The 20355-nt window shown below is 54.5% G+C and carries 15 protein-coding genes, 1 tRNA gene and 1 pseudogene; 15 read left to right on the top strand and 2 right to left on the bottom strand.

Annotated features, from left to right (window positions below; genetic code table 11):
* The 13 genes and pseudogenes from HMPREF0574_RS01420 to HMPREF0574_RS01355 form a co-directional block, all read left to right on the top strand.
* Nucleotides 1-661: pseudogene (locus HMPREF0574_RS01420) on the top strand (cell wall-binding repeat-containing protein); the annotation flags it as partial.
* 333 nt (nt 662-994) lie between these two features.
* Entirely contained in the window at nt 995-1837 is an 843-nt protein-coding gene (locus HMPREF0574_RS01415; protein ID WP_013189511.1) for a ParA family protein, read from the top strand.
* Entirely contained in the window at nt 1827-2669 is an 843-nt protein-coding gene (locus tag HMPREF0574_RS01410; RefSeq protein ID WP_004006882.1) for a segregation and condensation protein A, read from the top strand. The genes HMPREF0574_RS01415 and HMPREF0574_RS01410 overlap by 11 nt, the downstream gene beginning before the upstream one ends.
* Nucleotides 2660-3328: an SMC-Scp complex subunit ScpB gene (gene scpB, locus HMPREF0574_RS01405; protein ID WP_004006881.1), complete on the top strand. Its 669-nt coding sequence runs from the start codon at nt 2660-2662 to the stop codon at nt 3326-3328. Before HMPREF0574_RS01410 ends, scpB begins: the two co-directional genes overlap by 10 nt.
* Nucleotides 3300-4136, top strand: coding sequence for a pseudouridine synthase (locus HMPREF0574_RS01400; protein WP_004006880.1), 837 nt, complete (start codon nt 3300-3302; stop codon nt 4134-4136). Before scpB ends, HMPREF0574_RS01400 begins: the two co-directional genes overlap by 29 nt.
* The gene (locus HMPREF0574_RS01395; RefSeq protein ID WP_004006879.1) at nt 4133-5362 is read left to right on the top strand and encodes a prephenate dehydrogenase; all 1230 of its coding nucleotides are present in this window, start codon (nt 4133-4135) and stop codon (nt 5360-5362) included. The genes HMPREF0574_RS01400 and HMPREF0574_RS01395 overlap by 4 nt, the downstream gene beginning before the upstream one ends.
* 146 nt (nt 5363-5508) lie before the next feature.
* Nucleotides 5509-6234, top strand: a complete 726-nt coding sequence (gene cmk, locus HMPREF0574_RS01390) for a (d)CMP kinase (RefSeq protein ID WP_004006878.1) — start codon at nt 5509-5511, stop codon at nt 6232-6234.
* A gap of 43 nt (nt 6235-6277) precedes the next feature.
* Entirely contained in the window at nt 6278-7849 is a 1572-nt protein-coding gene (der, locus tag HMPREF0574_RS01385; RefSeq protein ID WP_004006877.1) for a ribosome biogenesis GTPase Der, read from the top strand.
* 113 nt (nt 7850-7962) lie between these two features.
* Nucleotides 7963-8036 (top strand) — tRNA-Pro (locus HMPREF0574_RS01380).
* Between the two features lie 412 nt (nt 8037-8448).
* Entirely contained in the window at nt 8449-10056 is a 1608-nt protein-coding gene (locus tag HMPREF0574_RS01375; RefSeq protein WP_004006875.1) for a methyl-accepting chemotaxis protein, read from the top strand.
* A gap of 17 nt (nt 10057-10073) precedes the next feature.
* Nucleotides 10074-11804 carry a methyl-accepting chemotaxis protein gene (locus tag HMPREF0574_RS01370; protein ID WP_004006874.1) on the top strand — a complete coding sequence of 577 codons (1731 nt, stop codon included), beginning with the start codon at nt 10074-10076 and terminating at the stop codon, nt 11802-11804.
* A gap of 78 nt (nt 11805-11882) precedes the next feature.
* Nucleotides 11883-12278, top strand: a complete 396-nt coding sequence (locus HMPREF0574_RS01365) for a hypothetical protein (RefSeq protein ID WP_236585876.1) — start codon at nt 11883-11885, stop codon at nt 12276-12278.
* 659 nt (nt 12279-12937) lie between these two features.
* Nucleotides 12938-13867 carry a hypothetical protein gene (locus HMPREF0574_RS01355; protein WP_036324825.1) on the top strand — a complete coding sequence of 310 codons (930 nt, stop codon included), beginning with the start codon at nt 12938-12940 and terminating at the stop codon, nt 13865-13867.
* 203 nt (nt 13868-14070) lie between these two features.
* Here the strand turns inward: HMPREF0574_RS01355 and HMPREF0574_RS01350 are convergent, their stop codons facing one another.
* The gene (locus HMPREF0574_RS01350; protein ID WP_004006870.1) at nt 14071-15909 is read right to left on the bottom strand and encodes an AMP-dependent synthetase/ligase; all 1839 of its coding nucleotides are present in this window, start codon (nt 15907-15909) and stop codon (nt 14071-14073) included.
* Nucleotides 15910-16079: 170 nt separating this feature from the next.
* On the opposite strand from HMPREF0574_RS01350, the gene HMPREF0574_RS01345 reads away from it, so the two are divergent.
* Nucleotides 16080-17456: a hypothetical protein gene (locus tag HMPREF0574_RS01345; RefSeq protein WP_236585878.1), complete on the top strand. Its 1377-nt coding sequence runs from the start codon at nt 16080-16082 to the stop codon at nt 17454-17456.
* A 54-nt stretch (nt 17457-17510) separates the two neighbouring features.
* Here HMPREF0574_RS01345 and glnA read toward each other — a convergent pair whose 3' ends face one another.
* The gene (gene glnA, locus HMPREF0574_RS01340; RefSeq protein ID WP_004006868.1) at nt 17511-18932 is read right to left on the bottom strand and encodes a type I glutamate--ammonia ligase; all 1422 of its coding nucleotides are present in this window, start codon (nt 18930-18932) and stop codon (nt 17511-17513) included.
* A 295-nt stretch (nt 18933-19227) separates the two neighbouring features.
* Between glnA and HMPREF0574_RS01335 the strand changes: the two genes are divergently transcribed.
* Nucleotides 19228-20334 carry a thiamine ABC transporter substrate-binding protein gene (locus HMPREF0574_RS01335; protein ID WP_004006867.1) on the top strand — a complete coding sequence of 369 codons (1107 nt, stop codon included), beginning with the start codon at nt 19228-19230 and terminating at the stop codon, nt 20332-20334.
* Nucleotides 20335-20355 lie beyond the last annotated feature (21 nt).

The following is a 20355-nucleotide window of genomic DNA, read 5'->3' as shown; positions in this document are numbered from 1 at the left end:
CGCTAGCAAACTGATGATTATCGGCGGGACCGGCGTCATGCCCGACACCACCGTACAAGCCGCTGTCACCGGCATAATCCCCAAGAAACCACTGGCAGACATGACCCTCGCAGAAATGCGCGCCAACTACCCATTAGCAGGCGAACCCGAGCACTTACCGAGTGACATCGCTTCGTATTCGTACTGCCTGGAAGATGGAGACGAATTCCGTATTTTCTACGATGCAATTGGGCTGCCGATGGTTTTTAAAGCCGAACCTTACACTGCCACGACACCGCAAGGTTACCTAGAAAAGTATCCTGGGTCGTTTTTTAAGGATTTGAGCGACGCGCAACGCTGGTTCACCGATCCGAATTACCGAGATTACGGTGACATGACGGATCCTACTGCTATTTACGGTTTTGGAACGTTCCTTGCAGCCAAACCCAAATCCAACAACAAGGATGCAGATGGCTTTGCTTTTTATCTTTCCCAGTGCCGTAAAGGTGCTGAACATCCCGAATGGGCCAAACCCTTCCCCTACGGAAAACGCTTCGAAGGAGGATTTGTTCCGGGTTTAGCCTATTCCTGTGCCGCTGACAAAACTGGTTTAAAGTGTTTCTATTGGGATGGTGAGAACTCGACCGAAAACAATCCGGACTCGTGGTTTGCTATAGCTTAGCCGCATCTGAAACCGGCTGATGGTCAGAAACTCGCATTCCTGACCATATGGGGGTGTCTGCCGTACGGCAGACACCCCTAACGATTTTACAGCCAGATGCCGTCTGGGAACAGTAGCCATGAGCATTGACACCAGATATTTCCCGATACCGCGGACTTCTTACGAACTGGATTCCTACGGGAAGGAAGGGATAAAACCGATTCCGATTCAAAAAATTGGGTTCCAGTGAGGGCACGCTGGTAGGAAACCTACTTGCCAGGAACCGGCGGTGAGGTGGTATATCAACGGAACAACTTTGGGTAAACTGTAAAGGTGAATGCTAACCAACCCGCGATGATGCCTGTTCCTGATACAGATAAAGAATTTCCGGTCCCGAAGCCTCTGAAAGGTCACGGTCCGGCGCGGATTATCGCCATGTGTAACCAAAAGGGTGGGGTCGGCAAAACCACGACATCTATTAACTTGGCAGCAGCCCTGGCGGAATATGGTCGCAAAGTCCTGTTGGTCGATTTCGATCCGCAGGGCGCAGCATCGGTCGGTTTGGGAATCAACGGTCACGAGATGGACACGACTATCTATTCCCTCATGGTCGGCCCGCACCGCGACTTGACGACTGCCGATGTCATTCACCACACCAGCACGGAAAATCTGGACATCATTCCGGCTAACATCGACCTTTCCGCTGCAGAGCTGCAATTGGTAAACGAAGTGGCGCGGGAATCTATCCTGGCTAGGGTGCTGCGGGAAGTGGAGTCAGAATATGACGCGATTATCATTGACTGTCAGCCGTCACTAGGTTTGCTCACCGTCAATGCTTTGACGGCGGCTCACGGGGTGATTATTCCGGTATCCACCGAATTCTTCGCCCTGCGCGGGGTGGCGCTGCTGATGGAAACCATTGAAACCGTCCGCGACCGGTTGAACCCGAAACTGCAGTTAGACGGCATTTTGGCGACTTTGGTGGATACGCGAACTCTACATTCCAAGGAAGTTCAGGAACGCCTGGTCGAAGCCTTCCAAGACAAGATGTTCTCCACTGTCATTAAACGCACCGTGAAGTTCCCTGACTCTACCGTAGCGACCCGACCCATCATCGAATTCGCTCCTACCCACGAGGGTGCCCAAGCCTATCGTCGTTTGGCGCGCGAAGTGATAGCCAAGGGCTATGTCGCCTAACCCTGCCTCGAACCTGTCCGACACCGAAACGGACAAACCTCAGGCAGAAACGGGCGTGGACGCGGTGGACACCCCCGCTTTTGAGGTCCATTCACCCGAGTACACCGGTCCGTTTCACTTGCTGGCAGACCTGGTCGCGAAACGCAAACTGGACATCACCGCTTTTGCCCTAGCCGAAGTGACCGCGGATTTCCTCGCTTATCTGGATAAATGGCCCAGCCTGGCAGAAGCGACCGAATTCCTGGTTATCGCGGCAACCCTGTTGGATATTAAAGCCGCGCGTCTCTTGCCGGGCATGGCTGACAGTGAGGAAGACCTGGAACTCCTAGAAGCCCAGGACCTGCTAATTTCCCGGCTCATCCAGTATCAAACCTATAAAGAAGCCTCGAACTTCGTTGAGGAACAGTTGGAGGTATTTCAACTGGTGACGGGACGTGTACCGGGAGACGAGCCGGCTTTGAAGCACGTTCTGGCAGAACTGAAAACCCAGATAGACCCCGAGGAACTGGCTCGTCGCGCCGCCGGGACTTTGTATGCTATCCCTCCCCAAGTCTTGGTCGCCCACCTGCACGATCCGCTTGTCTCAGTTCACGAGCAGACCGCGGTACTGACCGAGCGGCTGAAAAAGGCTCACAGCTTGACGTTTAAAGAACTTGTGGCAGATGCCAAAACGTTGCCGGTGGTCATTTCGCGATTCTTAGCGCTGCTGGATATGTATCGCTCCGGGGTATTGAGTTTTACCCAGAAAAATCCTTTGGGTAAGTTAGTTATCACCTGGGTCGGCTCCAGCGAAAACGAAACCGAACCCCAGATTGAGGACGAATGGGAATGAGCGACAACCAAGACTTGTGGGCTGCATTGGAAGCCATTTTGATGATTACAGAAGCGCCGGTGGGCGTGGACATGTTATCCCAAGCCCTGCAAACCCCCGAAACCGAGGTGTACGAAGCCCTGCAGGGGTTAGCGGCGGAATACCGCGGCGCAGGTGGGGATGGAAACTTGTTTAGCCGTCCGCGTGGATTTGAGCTGCGGGAAGTCGGCGGTGGATGGCGCATTTATGTGGCACCCCAGTTTCAGACCTTGGTGCAGCGTTTCGTGACTCTCGGCTCCACCGGTCGACTCTCACAAGCGGCGTTGGAAACTTTGGCGGTGGTGGCTTACAAACAGCCCTGTACTCGTGCCCAAGTCGCTGCCATTCGCGGGGTGAACGTGGATTCCGTGATGCGGAACCTCGCCGCGCGCGGACTGATTGAGGAATGTGGTCAGACGAACCTCGGAGCTTTGATGTACCGAACCACCGCGGCTTTCCTGGAACAGACCGGGTTGGATAGTCTGGAACAGTTGCCGCCTCTCGCGCCTTACATGCCGGCCAACCCCGATTTATCCCAGGTCCTCGCAGCGGAAACGGCAGACATGCTGTGGGATGCCCAAACTCAACAAAGCGCGGATGGACGCGAAATGAATGAAACAGAAAGCAGAGAAGATGACTGAGAACGAAACCGAAAACACCGTCACCAGTGACAATCCGCCCTTGCCAGAGCTTGACACTACGCCCCAGTCCCGACCGGAATCCACCAGTGAACCCGAGCGTCTCCAAAAGGTACTATCCCGCGCCGGCGTTGCTTCGCGGCGCGCCAGCGAGGACTTAATTGCGCGGGGTCGCGTGCAGATTAACGGCGAAACGGTGCGCGAAATGGGGGTAAAAGTCCTGCCTACGGACCGGATTACAGTGGACGGGCAGCGGATTCATACCGATACGGTCCTGCAGGTTTGGGCTTTTCACAAGCCCGTTGGCACGGTTTCTTCCATGCAGCCTGAGGATGACCGACCCTGCATCGGGGATTGGGTGACGAAGCTGCCCGAGCGGGTCTATAACGTGGGTCGCCTGGATGCCGCCACGGCGGGGTTGCTGTTGCTGACCAACAACGGAGAGCTGGCAAACCGAATCATGCACCCGTCTTACGAAGTCCCGAAAACCTATGTCGCGGTGGTGCAAGGCCAGGTCAAGATGGGTCTGGGCAAGGTGTTGCGCCGCGGTGTTGAGCTGGAGGACGGTAAGGTAAAGGTCGATAAATTCAAACTGATTGAAGTGCGGAGGGGCTCGTCGATCGTGCAGCTGACCCTGCATTCGGGCAAGAATCGCGTGGTGCGTCGCCTGCTCTCCGCGGTGGGGCATCCAGTCTCTGCCCTGACTCGCACCGGAATCGCCAACCTAACTTTGGACGGCTTGAAAGAAGGTCAGTTCCGGCTGCTGCACGGCAAGGAGCTGGCAGCCCTGCAAGAAATGGTGGGACTATGAGTGAAACCTTGCCGCAATCTGCCCCGCAGTCCGGTGCCGCTGTGGTCGGTACGCAGGGTCCGGTGTTAATTATCGGCGCGGGTTTAATCGGGGGGTCTATCGGTCTGGCGCTGCGTCGCGCGGGTGTGGACGTTTACCTGCGAGATGCTTCCCCCACCGCGATGGCTTTAGGCGAGAGCCTGGGAGCCGGTCGGGTCTGGCAGGAGGGATTGCCCGCGCCTTCCCTAGTGTTGGTGGCGACCCCTCCTGATGTGACTGCAGAAGTCGTGTTAGGGGCTTTGCGGGAGTTTCCCACGGCTTTCGTGTTTGATGTCAGTTCCGTAAAGAACGCCGTGGTGCACGAGGTCGTGGCGGAGGATGGTGCGATGGCGCCGCGCTATTGTTCAGTACATCCTATGGCGGGCAAGGAAGTGAACGGAGTTGGAGCTGCCACCGCGGACTTATTCGCGGGACGCCCCTGGGTGGTGGTGGCGCATGAGACGACCCGCCCTGACGCAGTGTTAGCAGCACGAACTTTGGGGACGGACTTAGGTGCGTTCCTGTTGACTCTGGATGCTGACGAACACGACCGGGCAGTAGCGCTGGTATCGCACGTACCCCAGCTGGTGTCGTCCCTGATGGCGGGGTTGTTAGTGACGGCACCTCCGGCAGCGTTGGAACTGGCGGGAGGCGGCTTACGGGATGTAACGCGCATTGCAGCTTCAGACCCGCGACTCTGGAATGCCATCTTGGCAGGAAACGAAACTGCGGTGCGCGAAATTCTGGTGGAATTGCAGCGCAACTTGCAGGCTCTCATTGCGGGATTGAGCCCAGAAGGTCCTCGCGAACCCGGCAACCCGTACGGTAACCTGGAAGAAATAGTCCTGCCCACCCGACCTTGTGAACCCTCTGAGACTAGCGCGCGCACCGCCTGGAATTCTCCCGCGGTGGGGGCAATCAACACCGTGTTGGTGCGCGGAAACGAGGGCGTGGGACGAATTCCCGGCAAGCACGGTGACGCGGCCTCGAAGTACGGGGTGGTAGCGGTGCTGGTTCCAGACGAACCGGGTTTCTTGGGAGGTTTGTTCAACGATGTGGGTTCCGCCGGCATCAACGTGGAGGATTTCCGCTTGGAACACTCTTTGGGGCAAGCACGCGGTCTCGCCTACCTATATGTGACCCCGGCTTCGGTAGAACCGCTGATGGAGCATCTGGCGCAACAGGGCTGGTCTCTGGCAGAGGTCTGAACCGGGGGCGCCTTTGGCGCCGGATTTTTCGGCAAAAACGGGTCATTACAAGCTCTTTTGTCGGTAAGATGGACTTGCTTAGGGCATTCCGGTTTCAATGTGGAATACTGGATTCTCGCTTAGTATCTGGAAAGTGTAGGGGATTGATGGAATACGCGAACTATGAGGCATTGCGCGAAAAGATTTTGGGACGCGGGGTAGTGGTCGCCATCGATGGACCCAGCGGTTCGGGCAAATCCACCATTTCGCGAAACGTGGCGGCAGCCCTGGACTTGGGCTATCTCGATACGGGAGCGATGTATCGTGCCGCGGCTTGGGGAGTGGAGCACCGCGGGGTGGATTTCAACGATTCGGCAGCCATCGCTACAGCGGTGCGGGAAATGAAACTTACGGTTAATGCAGTACCGCACGCCCCACGGATTTTTGTGGACGGTATCGACGTTATGCACGTGATTCGCACGGATCACATCAATACCATCGTGTCATCCGTCTCGAGCGTGCCAGAAGTGCGTACCGTGCTGATTGCCCTGCAGCGCGACATTATCGTTCAAGCGCGCCAATCTACCCGGGGTATCGTGGTGGAAGGTCGGGACATCACCACCGTGGTCGCGCCCGATGCACAAGTGCGGATTCTGTTGACTGCCAGCGCGGAAACGCGGGTCAGTCGGCGGGCGTTGGAGGATCAAGGTGATGCTCGCAGTGAAACTTTGGATCGGGAACGCGCCCTGGTTTTAGACCGTGATGCTCGCGATGCCAAGGTCACTTCCTTCCATACGGCTGCCGATGGGGTGACCACGTTGGACTCTACCGATTTGAGCGTGTCGCAAACTTTAGATACCGTTATGCGTCTGATTGATCAAGCGACAAATTGAGGCTTGGCACGAATTGGCCAGGCAGTAACGCACGGGGGGGAAGATGACTGAGGAAACCACCGGAGACGCCGGCGACTCGACAGCGGCAGACCAGACCAAACCGAGTGCGCCCAATGGCGAACTTCCGGAAGTTGTATACGAAAACTTTGTCGATGACGGCACGGTAGACCCTGCGGATGCGGCGCGGGAGGCGATGCTGCGCGAGGGTCTGCAAGATTATGATTTGGAGCCGGAGGACTTGGATTTGCTCTCCGGAGACATGTCTCTGGATGATGCTGGACTGCCCGCTGTGCCAAATTGGCCTACTCTCGCCGTGGTGGGGCGTCCCAATGTTGGTAAATCCACCTTGGTGAATCGAATCTTGGGACGTCGCGAAGCCGTGGTACTGGATGAGCCGGGAGTGACTCGGGATCGCGTCACGTACGATGCTCATTGGAATGGGCGTAACTTTCACCTGGTTGATACTGGCGGCTGGGACGTCGGAGTTTCCGGGCTGGATCGGGCAGTAGCTGACCAGGCTGAAATAGCAATCGACCTGGCGGACGCCGCTCTTTTTGTGGTGGACGCAAATGTGGGGGCGACCGCTACTGATGAGCGTTTGATGAAGCTGCTGCGACGCGCGGGTAAACCGGTGCTGCTGGTCGCCAACAAGGTGGACTCGGAGCGTCAGGAGGCCGATGCTGCCGCCTTGTGGAACCTCGGCATGGGTCAGCCCTACCCGATTTCTGCCTTGCATGGGCGTGGGACGGGAGACTTGCTGGACGCTATCCTGCAGGTATTGCCTGAATCTGGAGCCACACAGGTGACTCGTGCCGAAGATTCAACGCCTCGAGTCGCCCTCGTGGGGCGTCCCAACGTAGGCAAGTCCTCACTGCTCAACTCCCTTTCTGGGGCGGGACGAGCTGTGGTCTCAGAAGTTCCCGGCACCACCCGGGATCCGGTGGATGAGGTCTTGGAGCTGGACGGACAGCAGTGGGTTTTTGTAGATACCGCGGGGGTGCGCCGACGGGTTAAGCGCAGCGTGGGGGCAGATTACTACTCGGTGTTGCGCACCCAAGCTGCCATCGAAAACGCCGATGTGGCGCTGGTCTTGTTGGATGGGGGAGAACCTCTCACTGAGCAAGATGTGCGGGTCGTAAACCAGGTCATCGAAGCGGGGCGGGCCTTAGTGCTGGTGAACAACAAGTGGGACCTGGTGGACGAATACCGTCAGGGTGAGCTGAAATACGAACAAGAATCGGACTTGGCACATGTGTCCTGGGCGCCAAAGATTAACATCTCCGCAAAAACTGGCTGGCACACGAACCGAATTACCAGGGCGCTGCGAGCCGCTTTGGAGGGATGGACGATTCGTATCCCGACATCGCGTTTGAATGCGTTTTTGGGTGAATTGGTCGCGGCTCACCCGCATCCCCTGCGTGGTGGCAAACAGCCGCGGATTCTCTACGCCACCCAGGCGGGAGTGTGCCCGCCTCGTTTTGTTCTGTTTACGACCGGTTTTTTGGATCCGCAGTACCGGCGTTTCATCGAACATCGTCTGCGAGATGCCTTCGGTTTCGTGGGAACTCCGGTGCGCATCGGGGTACGGGTGCGGGAAAAGCGGAAAGGTCGCTAAGAATTTTTCCGCGTATTTTCAACGAATTATCTATATTTTGAGCGTTCGGGGCGGTGGCGTTTTTCCCTTCGGTGTTCAATAGGGTAAAGTATCCATGTTGCCTGGAAGGCAATCGGGCTGTGGCGCAGTTTGGTAGCGCACTTGACTGGGGGTCAAGGGGTCGCAGGTTCAAATCCTGTCAGCCCGACCGATAAACTGGTTGTGACCTGCAAGAATACCTGAGTTTGTGGTATTGAAAACCGTTAAGATTCACTCTGATTTAACAAAAACTCAACGATTTTGTGCACTTTCAACCAATTTTGGTGCGAAGCGCTCTCAAATGCTGGCGCATACCCGGAGCATGAAACCACTGCCTCTGTGAATCATGGGATTGTTCCGCCATCAAAGGCGCGATTACTCAATGAAATCGAGCCTATGATAGACGACTAACGCCCGCATTGGAAGAGGAATGATACCTCGGACGTATCAATGTACGTTTGATAAGCCAAAGTTTTTTATAGCTATTGTTATGGTGTTAATCTTTACTGCGAAAATCTGAGTTGTGCCGAGTTCTGCTGGGTCGACTAATCGAGTTTTTCCCTAGCTCAAGGAGTGGCGAATTGAATAAAAAGTTCCGTTTTACTATTGCTGTAAAGACAGCTCTAGCGTCCGTAATCGTTGCTGTATTGCTGCTAATTATGTTGATTTACATGATTATTTCGGTGCAAGCATACGGCGGTGCATTTAGGACTGAAAACGATAATTTCAAGAACATTTCTGCCATAGAAGACTCACGCTTGACTTGGATTGGGATGCGAGCTGAGGAGTCCAAGCTGGCAACTCAAGTCCAGACTTGGGAATTGACGGCGGTGGGCGCGGACAATCCTAACGCCACCGCAGTCGCTACTGCCCTGGAACGCGTTGACTCAGATTTGAAACAGCTAGAGGCTTCTCCATTGACCGGGGAACAAAAGCAAATGGTCTCTGACATGGAAACTGCAGCGGCTGAATACGCTAAACGGTGGCAAGCGTTCATCACGAATGTGTCCACGGACCGGGTTGCGACTGCTGCCGCCGCCGATGAATTTGGTATCTGGCAAACTGATCACGCCTACGAATTTTCAGATACGGCGGCAAAACTCCTGAATACTTATGGGGAGCGCAGCCAAAATGCAGCCAGCCTACGTGACAAAATCGAAAAGACAGCTATCGCATTTGCTGGTGTGCTGCTGGTAGTCGGTCTGGTTATTGCCATATTTTCAACCAAACGCATAGTAAATTCCTTGACTCGGGCTTCTCAGGTGCTCTCCGAGGGAATGGATATGCTGGCTGAGGGCGATTTTACGGTGGAGGTGCCCCGAGTTAGTTCTGACGAAGTCGGAGATATGAGCGAAGAATTTAATTCGGCTATGGGGAGGATGCGTGAAGGCATTCGTTCGACAGTAGTTTCCGCACAGGAAGTTATGGGGGTCACTCGGGATATTTCGGAGGGCTCTCGCGGAGCCGTTGAGGCAGCTCGTCGGGGTGCTGACTATATCAACAGCGGTGCTGCGGCGGCGGAACAGGTTTCTCATTCGATTCAGACGGTGGCTGCTGGAGCGGAACAGATGAGTGCTTCTATTCGGGAGATTTCGGCTAATGCGAATTCTGCTGCCGAGGTGGCGAAAGAGGCTTCTGAAGTGGCGGTACAGACCAATGAGACGGTGGCGAAGTTGGGGGAGTCTTCGCGTGAGATTGGTGAGGTTATTGGGACGATTACCGCGGTGGCAGAGCAGACTAATTTGTTGGCTTTGAATGCGACCATTGAAGCGGCGCGAGCTGGTGATGCTGGTCGCGGTTTTGCGGTGGTTGCTTCTGAGGTGAAGGATTTGGCTGCGGAGACTGGACGCGCGACTGAGGACGTGGCGTTAAAGGTTGAACAGATTCAGCTTGATACGCAGGCAGCGGTGTCGGCTATCGAGGAAATTTCGGGGATTATTGCTTCGATTAATGATTACCAGACGACGATTGCGGCGGCGGTAGAGGAACAGACTGCTACCACTAATGAGATGTCGCGTTCGGTTTCGGAGGCAGCGGATAGTTCCACGACGATTGCGGAGAATGTGGCGCATATTGCAAAGCAGACTAGTGAACTGGCGGATCGGTTCACTGGGGTGGATGAAAAGATGGGTCGCTTGAGTGGTCAATCGCAGGATTTGGTTTCCCGCTTGAACGAGTTGAAGCACTAGGAGAGGGAAAAGAAAACATGACTATTGAAACGCAAAGCATGAACGACGCAAAGCTTAGCCTGACCAACGATACAGCGAGAACCCCGAAATTAGCCGAAAATAAAAACCAGAGTAACAGCAATGGTCAACAAATGCGGCGAATTCCGCTGCTGGTGCAGATTGGTACGATTGGCTTCTCTGGCATAGTGGGATTGCTAATTATGATGCTGGTCTTTGTGATCGGGATTAATATGTATGCTGGTTCCGTCAGGGTGTACTCCCAAGTGCAGAATGAAGTCCAGACTGCGCGTAGCTTTAACCACGACATGCTGCGGCTGATAGTGGCACAAAACGAAGTCAAACGCCTTTCGCTGCTGAAAACAACGATTACAGACGAACTGCGAGCCACGCTAATACAGGAGCACACTAAGGAAGTCAATCACTATATTGAGCTGACGGACAAGAGTATCGAGAAACTCTCCAGTATCAATGACCCGCAGATAGCGAATATGGTCAAAGAAACCGCAGAAGTAACCAAGGAATTCCACGAAGCTTCACAAAAAATCACCAAGCTATACGGAGAACGCAAATATGCCGAGGGTGATGCAATCGACGTTTCGCAATACGTCGACAAACTCAACACGATGATTCCCGAAATCGTGAATGTGTGCGTTGACAAGATGAATAATGTAGTCAAACAGGTCGTGAAAACCAGTTTCACGATGATTGCCGTGATGCTAGTGATTTTCGTGGTGGTTTTGGGGATTTCCCTGCTCTCCGCGATGCTGGTACGCCGTACTTTGCGTCGCACGGTGCGTTCTGCTGGTGATGCAATTGGAGCGATGGCAGCGGGTGATTTGACAGTTGAGGCGCAGATTCTTCTGAACGATGAAGTCGGTGACGTGGCGCAGAAACTCAATGATACACAGTCGGCTCTGCGGGGTATTGTGGGTTCCGCTGCAGAGGTAGCGGGGGAAGTTAAATCGGTGGCTACCGAAGTGGGTACGGAAATCGATTGGGCGCATGAAAAGACTCAGGAAGTTATCGCGCAGACTGAGGTGGTAGCTGGCGCTGCAGGTGATGTGACCCAGTCTATTCAAACTGTCGCGGCTGGTGCCGAAGAAATGGGTGCATCTATTCGAGAAATCGCGTCTAATGCGAATGAGGCATCGCGGGTAGCTAATGATGCGACTGAGGTGGCGAAGCGGACTAACGAGACCGTGGCGAAACTGGGCGCATCTTCACGTGAAATCGGTGACGTAATTAAAACCATTACTGGGATTGCTGAGCAGACTAATTTATTGGCTCTAAACGCAACGATTGAGGCGGCGCGGGCTGGAGAGGCTGGTAAGGGCTTCGCAGTGGTGGCTGGGGAAGTCAAGGATCTGGCGCAAGAGACTGGTAAGGCTACTGAAGAAATCACGGCAAAGATTACCGCGATTCAGGCTGATACGGATGGGGCAGTGGCTGCTATTGAGCGAATCTCGGAGATTATCCAGCAGATTAATGATTTCCAGACGACAATTGCAGCGGCGGTAGAGCAGCAGACATCTACGACAACGGAAATGTCACGCTCTGTACAAGAAGCCGCCACCGGATCCGGAGAAATCACCCAGACGGTCTCTGAGTATCAGTCGATTGCGGAAAATGCTGGTCAGGGCGTGATGCAGCTGCAGGAGGCCACCAAAGGTTTGGTTTCTGCAGCGCATACCATGGATGGCTATATTTCTCAGTTTACTTATCAGAAATCTGAAGCGATTGCGAAATAGCTTATCGTCTATCGCATTTGCTTGGTGTTTCCGTTAATTCGGATTTCGCGAATGTGGAATAGTCATGAAAATTTAAAGGTGTTAAGTTTTTCCTTGATGCCTAAAAGAGCAAGTCCTTGGTGCGTCATAACCCGAAGCGCGAAGCATGAATTGCTAGACGCTTCGGGTTATGACGCCCTCTGTGACACGGGCTTTGTGATAGTGGCTTTGCTTCATACTGATAGCGAGTATCCCGGCTGCGTCTCTGGCTATATCGATGCAGTGGGCTCATTAGTTCCACCTTTGGCTTTTGCTCATCACCAGTTCCTCGTGATCTTGAAGGGAATCAAGCTAGCGCGCATCGACGCTGTCAAGATTTCCCGCAGTGGCATCTCGAGTGCATCCAAAACCGTTGCATTATTGTCTTTGCAAGCCGGTAAGGGCGGATGTCCCGGCTTCCAGTTTCCTGAGAGTAAATTTGTCTCCCAGCGTTAGCTATCAATGGATACTCCAAACAGCTGATTAATTTTTGAAATTTGTTCACCAGATAAGTCCGAGAAGCGTGACGCAGTGAGCAATACAGAGCGATGTTTATCCTTAAACTCACCCCTTATCTGAAGGTCGGCTGAAAAATCACCCAAATTCACCGAGTGTTCCTGAGTGCCTGAGTATTTTTAGGAAATCTCTGGGGAAATCAGTGGCGACATCGGGGAAATTTTTGAATGTTCCCGGCGTGTCGGATTGGTCAGAACCGTCCCGAAATTAGAAATGCCGTTTTATCTGGGATTATGGCTAAAAACTTGGCGGTTCAAAAGTGCAAATGAACAAACAAAAAAGATTTTAATGTCAGGTCAAAAGACACCCCTAGTCGAACTTTGCGAATGTGATACTGCTCACATTTATGTACTATCTTTTACCGCTCGTAAAGGTTTTAAATGTTGATAATTCAGCGATTTTTCCTGTCACCCAGCTTAAAACTTGCTGAGATGCAAAATTTGACCCCATTTTGGGGTACCTACAGCAGGAATCAATCCGCATCATGGCGCCAAAAGGGGCTATACTTATGGGTACAGGTTGCGGAAAGACGGAAAACCGGATGGAAACAACCGAGGAGCGATATACAGGGTATCGCTGGAGCATGGAGGTCTCCGATTATGAAGAACACACATAAGCTTTATGCCGCAGGAGGCGGCTTACTTATAGCCGCGATGATGGGTTTCGCCCCGTCTTTCGCAGATGATGGCACCCAGACCGCATTGGAAGCGGATCCGGCCATCGAGGTGGCAGGTGCAACTGCCGCAGATAATGACATTACGGTCGCTGGTAGTGAGGCTGTAACTGAGGAGAATGCCAAGGCGCAGGATGCTCAGGCAGAACCGTCTGCTAACGAGGAAGCAACTTCCGAGAAGCCTGCTGAGGCTGCGGAACCTGCTCCGCAGGAAAGCACCTCGGCTGATGAAACTGCTGCTGCGGGTACGTCTGAACCGGCTCAGGAACAGACCACTCCGGCAAAAGATGACGCTGCTGCTGAGGAAGCTGCTCCTGCCAAAGAGGTAGAGGCTGCTGAGCCCGCCCCGGCGCAGGTAGTGCCCGTTACTTACGTGGTACCTCACTACAGCGCTATGGACGCAGATGCTGCTCCGGTAGCGGAACCTGATCCTCAGGCTCCTGCTCCCTTGCTGACCATGGCAAAGACCGACAACAATCCGCAATCTGATCCCAATAGCCAGCGCCAGGTTGCTTGGTTTGAACTTCCGGAACCTGCCGGTCCGGCTCTGGTTCCCGGACAGTCCACTCCGCTGTTGAACGCAGCTGTTTCTGAAGCTCCGGCTGTCAATGCGAACGTGGTTCCTGCCACCGCAGTACAGACCTCAGCCGTGCAAGCAGCTCCTGCTCAGCAGGCGCAGATGAACCGGGCTCAGACCGTTGCCGAAGCCGGCACCTTGAGCCGCTCTCTGGCACGCACCGGTTCCATCGCCCAGTACGCCGCGCTGCTCTCCGTAGCAGCCTTGATTGCAGGTGCTGGATTGCTGGCTGGCGCAGTTGCTACCACACGTCGTCGCGCTAACGCGATTGAAAAGTAACTCGTTCAATCAGAATTACTGAAACACCTCCACAGGTTGGACCCGCCACGCGCGGGTCCAACCTGATTTAACTGTCTAGAGCTTTCTCAATGAAATCGCGTGTGGGTTTCAACCTGACTAATTTCAGGCAGCACAGAGCCATCTAGCTTCCGTGATAAGGTGCACAGGAATATTTCGCGTGTAAGACTGTTTAGAACACAGGACTATTTCGCGTAAATGGCTTCGATTTCCTTGGCGTATTTCTTAATGACCTGTTCACGACGAACCTTCAAAGAAGGAGTCAAGAGACCGTTATCCACGGTAAAGTCGCCGATAATAACACGCACCTTGCGAATGGATTCCGCCCTGGAGACACTGGCAGATGCCCGCTGGGCACCCCGCATCAGAGATTCTTGAACGGCGGGATGAATAGCGGCAGTAGCCGGATCCATGGGCGGAAGTTTGTGGTTGGCGAGCCATGTCGGCAACATCTCACGATCCAGAGTCACCAAAGCCGACACGAAAGGTCTCTTGTCTCCGATGACGACCACATTGGAAACCAGAGGATGACCCCGGAACGAGTCCTCCAATGGTGCAGGGGATACGTTCTTGCCAGAAGCAGTCACAATAAGTTCTTTCTTGCGTCCGGTAATGCTGAGATATCCGTCGTCATCTATTTCGCCCAAGTCTCCACTGGCGAACCAGCCGTCAGAGTCCAAAACTTCGCCAGTAGCCTCGGGGTTATTACGGTACCCACGCATCACGATTCTGGAACGAACAAAGATTTCACCGCTGACGTCAATTTTTAGTTCCACGCCGGGCAAGGGACGTCCTACTGTGCCGATTCGGATGTTACCGGGAAGGTTCCCGGTCGCCGGACCAGCAGTTTCCGTCAAGCCCCAGCCTTCAATCACGGTTAAACCTACGCCACGGAAAAAATGTCCCAGACGCGCCCCGAGAGGAGCCCCGCCACTGATGACCCACCGGCATTCTCCACCCATGAGATCCAATAGTTTAGAAAACAGCAACTTATCAGCAATGGCACGCGACCGATGCAAACGGAACCCCACAAACTTTCGATTCGGATCGTTGAGAGCCTCTGAATAGTGAATGGCTTGCGCGGCAGCCCAGTTAAAAATGCTGTGCTTTAAGCCACGACCAGCCTTGACTTGAGCTGCAGTGTAAATTTTTTCCAGAACTCGTGGCACCACGATCATGCTGGTGGGGCGGAATGATTGCAGGTCGTTCAACATGTTTTTCACATTTGGAACGCAACCCAGCACGCCGCGACCCGAAAGCACCGTGTAGGAGCTGAAGCGGGCGAACACGTGAGCCAGTGGCAAAAACAGCAGCAGACGGGTCTTTTTGTTGTCGACGACTTCAGGCAGACTGTCCCCAATCATTAGCGCCATATAAACGAAGTTACGCTGGGTCAGTTCTACACCTTTCGGTCTGCCGGTAGTTCCAGAGGTATAGACGATAGAGAGTAGAGAATCAAGGTTGACTGCGGATAAACGTTCCTTAACTTCCTGTTTCCGGACGTTGGTGCCCTTGAGACGAATTTGGTCCAGCGCACCGTCTTGGATAGCTGCCACCCCGCAATCCACAACTCGTCCCGTAGACTCAACCAAACGGGCTTGGGTCGCAGTTTCAGTAATCACCAACCGCGCCCCGGTATCCTCCAAGATCCAGTCCACTTGGGATGCGGAATCAGTCTCATAGATGGGCACGACGGTTAAGCCAGCTGATTGGGCAGCATAATCTAACAGCACCCACTCGTAGGAGGTCCCTGCCATAATGCCGATGCAGTCTCCGGACTCTAAGCCCATTCCGATAAGCCCGCGCGCTACATCGATAATTTGGTTCGCCATCGTCGAGGCGGTGATTTCTTCCCAACCGTCACCAAAAGGCTGCGGACGCATCATCACGACGGCTTGGGGAGTGCGCCGGGCACGGGTGAAAAACAGCGCAGGTATGGAATCATTGGGTTCCAAACTGATTTGGGCGGGGGTGGCGTAATAATTTGTGGTCAACAGAGCCTCCTGAATCAATAGGTTTAACATACCGCAAAATACGTCGAAACACTTTACATAGCATTTGGCTTAACCTGCCAAAATGATGGATTTTGTCTCGGGGGGAGTCTCATAATGAAAGCAACTGAGCCGATATGAGGGATGTCAGTTCGGTAGGTGAAACGTTTCAGATAAATTTATTTGAGAGAGAGGGAAGGTTCATGAGCATACCTGCGGTCGGTCCCTCCTTTCCGCTAGGCAATGCGGGTGTTGCTAATGCTGCAAATGCTGCTAACGCTGCCCCACAAAATGCCAGCACTGCCGCACAAAATGCGCAAGCGGCGATCAACAATGCAGCTGCTAATATGGGGGCAGCCGCTCAACAAAATCTGAGCGCGACCGGCTTGCCCGCTCCGCAAAACTCTGCCGTCATCGCCAATGTAACGGCAGGTCTTGCTTCGGCACAAAATAATTCCGCCGCGTCCAGCGGGAAACCCAATACGACGCCGGCACAATCCAACGCCTCACCGGCGACTCAACTGCTGCCCAACACGGGAACTTCCGGCGCCAACCTTGACTCTGCACTGCAAAACTCACGCAGTGCCTGGCAGAATGCCGCTGGGCAGGCAGCGGGTCAAAGGCCCGCTACAAATCCAAATTCTTTGGCGCGAATGCTGCAATCATTTTCCCAATCCACGGTGTCTCCCGGAACGGTGCAAACGTCTTTGGGACGCGCCCAAATAATTCCTCCCGGGCAAGGGGCAAACCTTTATGCCGCAGTGCAAAGTGGAGGTACCACCACCGCGGCTAACGCGGCTTCTGCCGCAGGAACCGCTAATCCGGGCACTACGGCGGCATCCGCTTCAGCTCAATCCGCCCCGCCCACACAGGCAAACAGTGCTGCTACAGCAACTCCAGGCTCAGCAGCAGTCCCGCAGACAGCCGCCGGTGCAGCGACTTTGCGAGCGGAAGGAGCACAGACCCAGGCTGCTCCTGCTCCCACGCGCCCCGCGGGTACACTCGCGAGCGCTCCTGGCGGAACAGCAGTCCCGGCAGCCTTACCCGAAGCAGCGGTACGTCAAGCCAATGCTGCCCAAGCCAGCGCACAGCAAGCCGTGACCCAGGCAGCGGCATCCGAAGGAGAAGGAAAAACTGCAGCTGCCCATCCCCAAAGCCAGGCACGCAACGCCGCTATACTACCCGACGCCAATCCGGCTCCCGCGTTACCAGCTCCCTTGACGCCCCAGGACCCAGCACCGAAAGCCGGTCAGCTAGGTGCCAGCGTCGCCGGGGTGTCGGAAGATCCGGTCTATATGAGCCAAGTCGCGGCAGCCAGCGGATTTGGGGCGAAACTGCAGCAGACCCTAAACCTGAACCTCGGCATTGCCAACCTCACGGCCGGCAATCTCATCAGCCTGTGCGGCGTGTTGGTGATAACCCTGGTTGTGATGCGGGTGTTCGTCGACGGCGTGGTTGCAGAGGAAATTGTTGCCCTGAGCTTTGCGACAATCATCGGGATTATGCTGTTAATAGGACCACGGTTGATGCGTGAAAACCCTCGCGATAAAAATGCGCCACCGCCACCCCGAAAGAGGTGACGGCAACGCGGAAATGCCGCAGGACCCTCGTGAATCCAGGCGAAATCGCGGCTATCAGCAGTTGTAGTACAGCTCAAACTCAAGCGGGTGAGGATGCACGAACAGCTTTTGCACCTCATTTTCGCGCTTCAAGCGTATCCATGTCTCTAACAGGTCCGTGGTGAAAACGTCACCTTCGGTCAAGAATTCGTAGTCATCCTCCAGGGCATTCAGAGCCAAATCCAACGACGGTGGCAGTTTCTCGATATCGCGGTATTCCTCGGGAGGAAGCTCGTAAAGGTCCTTGTCGATAGGGTCGGCAGGTTCGATACGATTGCGGATTCCATCCAGACCAGCCATCAGAATGGCGGGGAAAGCCAGGTAAGGGTTCGCAGACGTGTCCGGCACACGGTACTCGACACGCTTTGCTTTCGGGGAAGTGCCGGTGACCGGAATACGAATGCAAGCCGACCGGTTACGCGCGGAATACACCAGGTTCACGGGGGCTTCAAAGCCCGGAACCAAGCGGCGGAACGAGTTGATGGACGGGTTCGTAAACGGCAGAATAGCGGCGGCGTGACGCAGCAACCCGCCGATAAACCAACGTGCCATGTCAGACAGACCGCCATAGCCGTTTTCGCCGTAGAACAGGGGATTGCCGTCTTTCCACAGAGACACGTGGCAGTGCATACCCGAACCGGCCTGACCCCACAGCGGCTTCGGCATGAAAGTGACGGTCTTGCCCAGTTCGATAGCCTTGTTTTTCACGATGTATTTGAACACCGTGAGGTTGTCTGCGGCGTGCAGCAGAGTGGAATAGGTGTAGTTGATTTCCTGCTGACCCGACGCCCCGACTTCGTGGTGAGCACGTTCGATTTCGAACCCCGTCTCTTGCAAGGCGCGCACAATGGCGTCACGGTCATCAGCGGTGGCGTCCATCGGGGGGACGGGGACGTAGCCGGCTTGGAAAGGCATCTTGTTGCCCAAGTTGTGCCCGTCCTCCCAATCGCCGGAGGTCTCCGGCGATTCCCGAGAACCAATTTTTACGAAAGTATCGTGGGGATCCGTGCGGAACTGGATGGAATCAAAAATGTAAAACTCCGGTTCGGGAGCCAGGAACGCTGTGTCGGCGATACCGGTGGACTTCAGGTAGGCCTCTGCCTTTTGCGTCACGCCACGCGGATCGCGAGAAAATGGTTCGTTCGTGAAGGGATCCACGATGGAGGAATACAGCACCAGAGTCGGCTCCTTACGGAAAGGATCGACGAAGGCCGCGGTGGGGTCGGGAATTAGCTTCATATCGGATTCATGAATCGCGGTGAAACCATTAATGGACGACCCGTCAAACATCATCCCCTCGGTGAGGGTTTCCTCAAGCATATTGGTGGGGATGGTGAGGTGCTGCATAGTTCCATAAAGGTCGGAAAAGCGCACATCGATGAAACGAATGTTTTTTTCTTTGACAAAGTTAATTACTGATTGTGAATCATTAAACATGCCGGAACCTCCTGCAAGGTAAAATTTATATATATTTACCGTTCTATTTTTACCTTTCCCCCAAGGGTCCGCCAAATCGGCGCGCCCACAGATTTTGTCTGGTGATGGCATATACTTAGAGGCACGACAGGGGAGCGAAATTCGCTGAGAGTGCCGAGTCTTAATGCGTAGCATGTGGCGGGCAGACCCTCGCACCAGGCAAGTAATGTTGCCGAGGAAGTCGAGTAAATCTCGGTTCACGTCGCTCAGGACGTGAACTTTTCCCCTGCTCTTACTGATTCTAGAAAGGGCAGATATGTTTTCTATTACTCGGGGACAAGCCTCGTCCCGGACTTTGGCAGTGTTGGCTGCAGCAGGGATGTGCGCGGCTTTGCTGGCGGGCTGTACCGATTCCCGTCCGACCAGCAGCGCCACCGGCACACCGGGAACAGACAGTAACAAGTCCAGCGGCACGGTGACCCTTGTGACCTATGATTCATTCCCGTTGAGCGATGAAACTGCCGCCGCCTTTACCGACAAAACCGGTTACAAGCTAAAGGTCGTGAAAAATGGCGACGGGGTAGAGCTGACTAACAAGCTGATTTTGACCAAGGACGCGCCGTTGGGTGACGCCGTGTTCGGTTTTGATAACAACACTGCTCAGGCTGCCGTTGATGCCGGAGCCTTGGCTGATTTCACCGGGAAACTCGCTCCTAGCGTGCAAAAGTTGCGCGGGGATTCAAAACAATTGGTCCCGGTGGATCGTGGCGAGGTTTGTGTGAATTACGATGTCTCTTACTTCCAAAAGAAAGGTCAGCAGCCTCCGGCAACTTTCGATGACCTGACAAAGCCGGAATACAAAAATCTGACCGTGGTAGAGGATCCTCGTACGTCCACGCCGGGTCTGGCTTTCCTGCTGTCCACCATCAAAGCTAAGGGTGAAAACGGGTGGATGGATTACTGGAAGTCACTGAAAGCAAACGGGGTGAAGTCCGCAGGCTCCTGGGATGATGCGTTCAACGTTGACTTTACGGCAGGTTCTAATGACAACGGTAGCGCGGCGTATCCGATTATGGTGTCCTATGCGTCATCTCCGGCTTGGGCAGTCAGTGATGACGGGAGCGTTTCTACTATCGGGAACGTGCCGGCGACTTGCTATCAGCAGGTTGAATACGCCGGGGTGCTGAAAGGTGCCAAGAACCCGGCGGGCGCGGCGGCGCTGGTTCAGTTCTTGACCGAAGAAACAGCGCAAAAGGACCTGACCGAGAACAACTACATGTACCCGGTGCTGGATTCGGTACAGTTGCCCGAACCGCTGGCGAAGTTCGGCGCACCCTCTGGACAGGCTGCCGTGCTGAAAGAAGCCGACGTGGTGAAGAACCGCGAAGCCTGGGTGCGTTCCTGGGCCTCGATTATGGGCTAGGCGCCCCGAGTGTTCGAAAGG

This window comes from Mobiluncus curtisii subsp. curtisii ATCC 35241, assembly GCF_000146285.1.
Classification (GTDB): Bacteria; Actinomycetota; Actinomycetes; order Actinomycetales; family Actinomycetaceae; genus Mobiluncus; species Mobiluncus curtisii.
Note: the sequence above shows the minus strand (reverse complement) of the source record. Positions and strands in the feature narration are given on the sequence as shown.

Coding starts and splice junctions, on each gene's coding strand:
- HMPREF0574_RS01415 (WP_013189511.1), top strand. CDS start 995: ATGATGCCTGTTCCTGATACAGATAAAGAATTTCCGGTCCCGAAGCCT.
- HMPREF0574_RS01410 (WP_004006882.1), top strand. CDS start 1,827: ATGTCGCCTAACCCTGCCTCGAACCTGTCCGACACCGAAACGGACAAA.
- scpB (WP_004006881.1), top strand. CDS start 2,660: ATGGGAATGAGCGACAACCAAGACTTGTGGGCTGCATTGGAAGCCATT.
- HMPREF0574_RS01400 (WP_004006880.1), top strand. CDS start 3,300: ATGAAACAGAAAGCAGAGAAGATGACTGAGAACGAAACCGAAAACACC.
- HMPREF0574_RS01395 (WP_004006879.1), top strand. CDS start 4,133: ATGAGTGAAACCTTGCCGCAATCTGCCCCGCAGTCCGGTGCCGCTGTG.
- cmk (WP_004006878.1), top strand. CDS start 5,509: ATGGAATACGCGAACTATGAGGCATTGCGCGAAAAGATTTTGGGACGC.
- der (WP_004006877.1), top strand. CDS start 6,278: ATGACTGAGGAAACCACCGGAGACGCCGGCGACTCGACAGCGGCAGAC.
- HMPREF0574_RS01370 (WP_004006874.1), top strand. CDS start 10,074: ATGACTATTGAAACGCAAAGCATGAACGACGCAAAGCTTAGCCTGACC.
- HMPREF0574_RS01355 (WP_036324825.1), top strand. CDS start 12,938: ATGAAGAACACACATAAGCTTTATGCCGCAGGAGGCGGCTTACTTATA.
- HMPREF0574_RS01350 (WP_004006870.1), bottom strand. CDS start 15,909: ATGTTAAACCTATTGATTCAGGAGGCTCTGTTGACCACAAATTATTAC.
- HMPREF0574_RS01345 (WP_236585878.1), top strand. CDS start 16,080: ATGAGCATACCTGCGGTCGGTCCCTCCTTTCCGCTAGGCAATGCGGGT.
- glnA (WP_004006868.1), bottom strand. CDS start 18,932: ATGTTTAATGATTCACAATCAGTAATTAACTTTGTCAAAGAAAAAAAC.
- HMPREF0574_RS01335 (WP_004006867.1), top strand. CDS start 19,228: ATGTTTTCTATTACTCGGGGACAAGCCTCGTCCCGGACTTTGGCAGTG.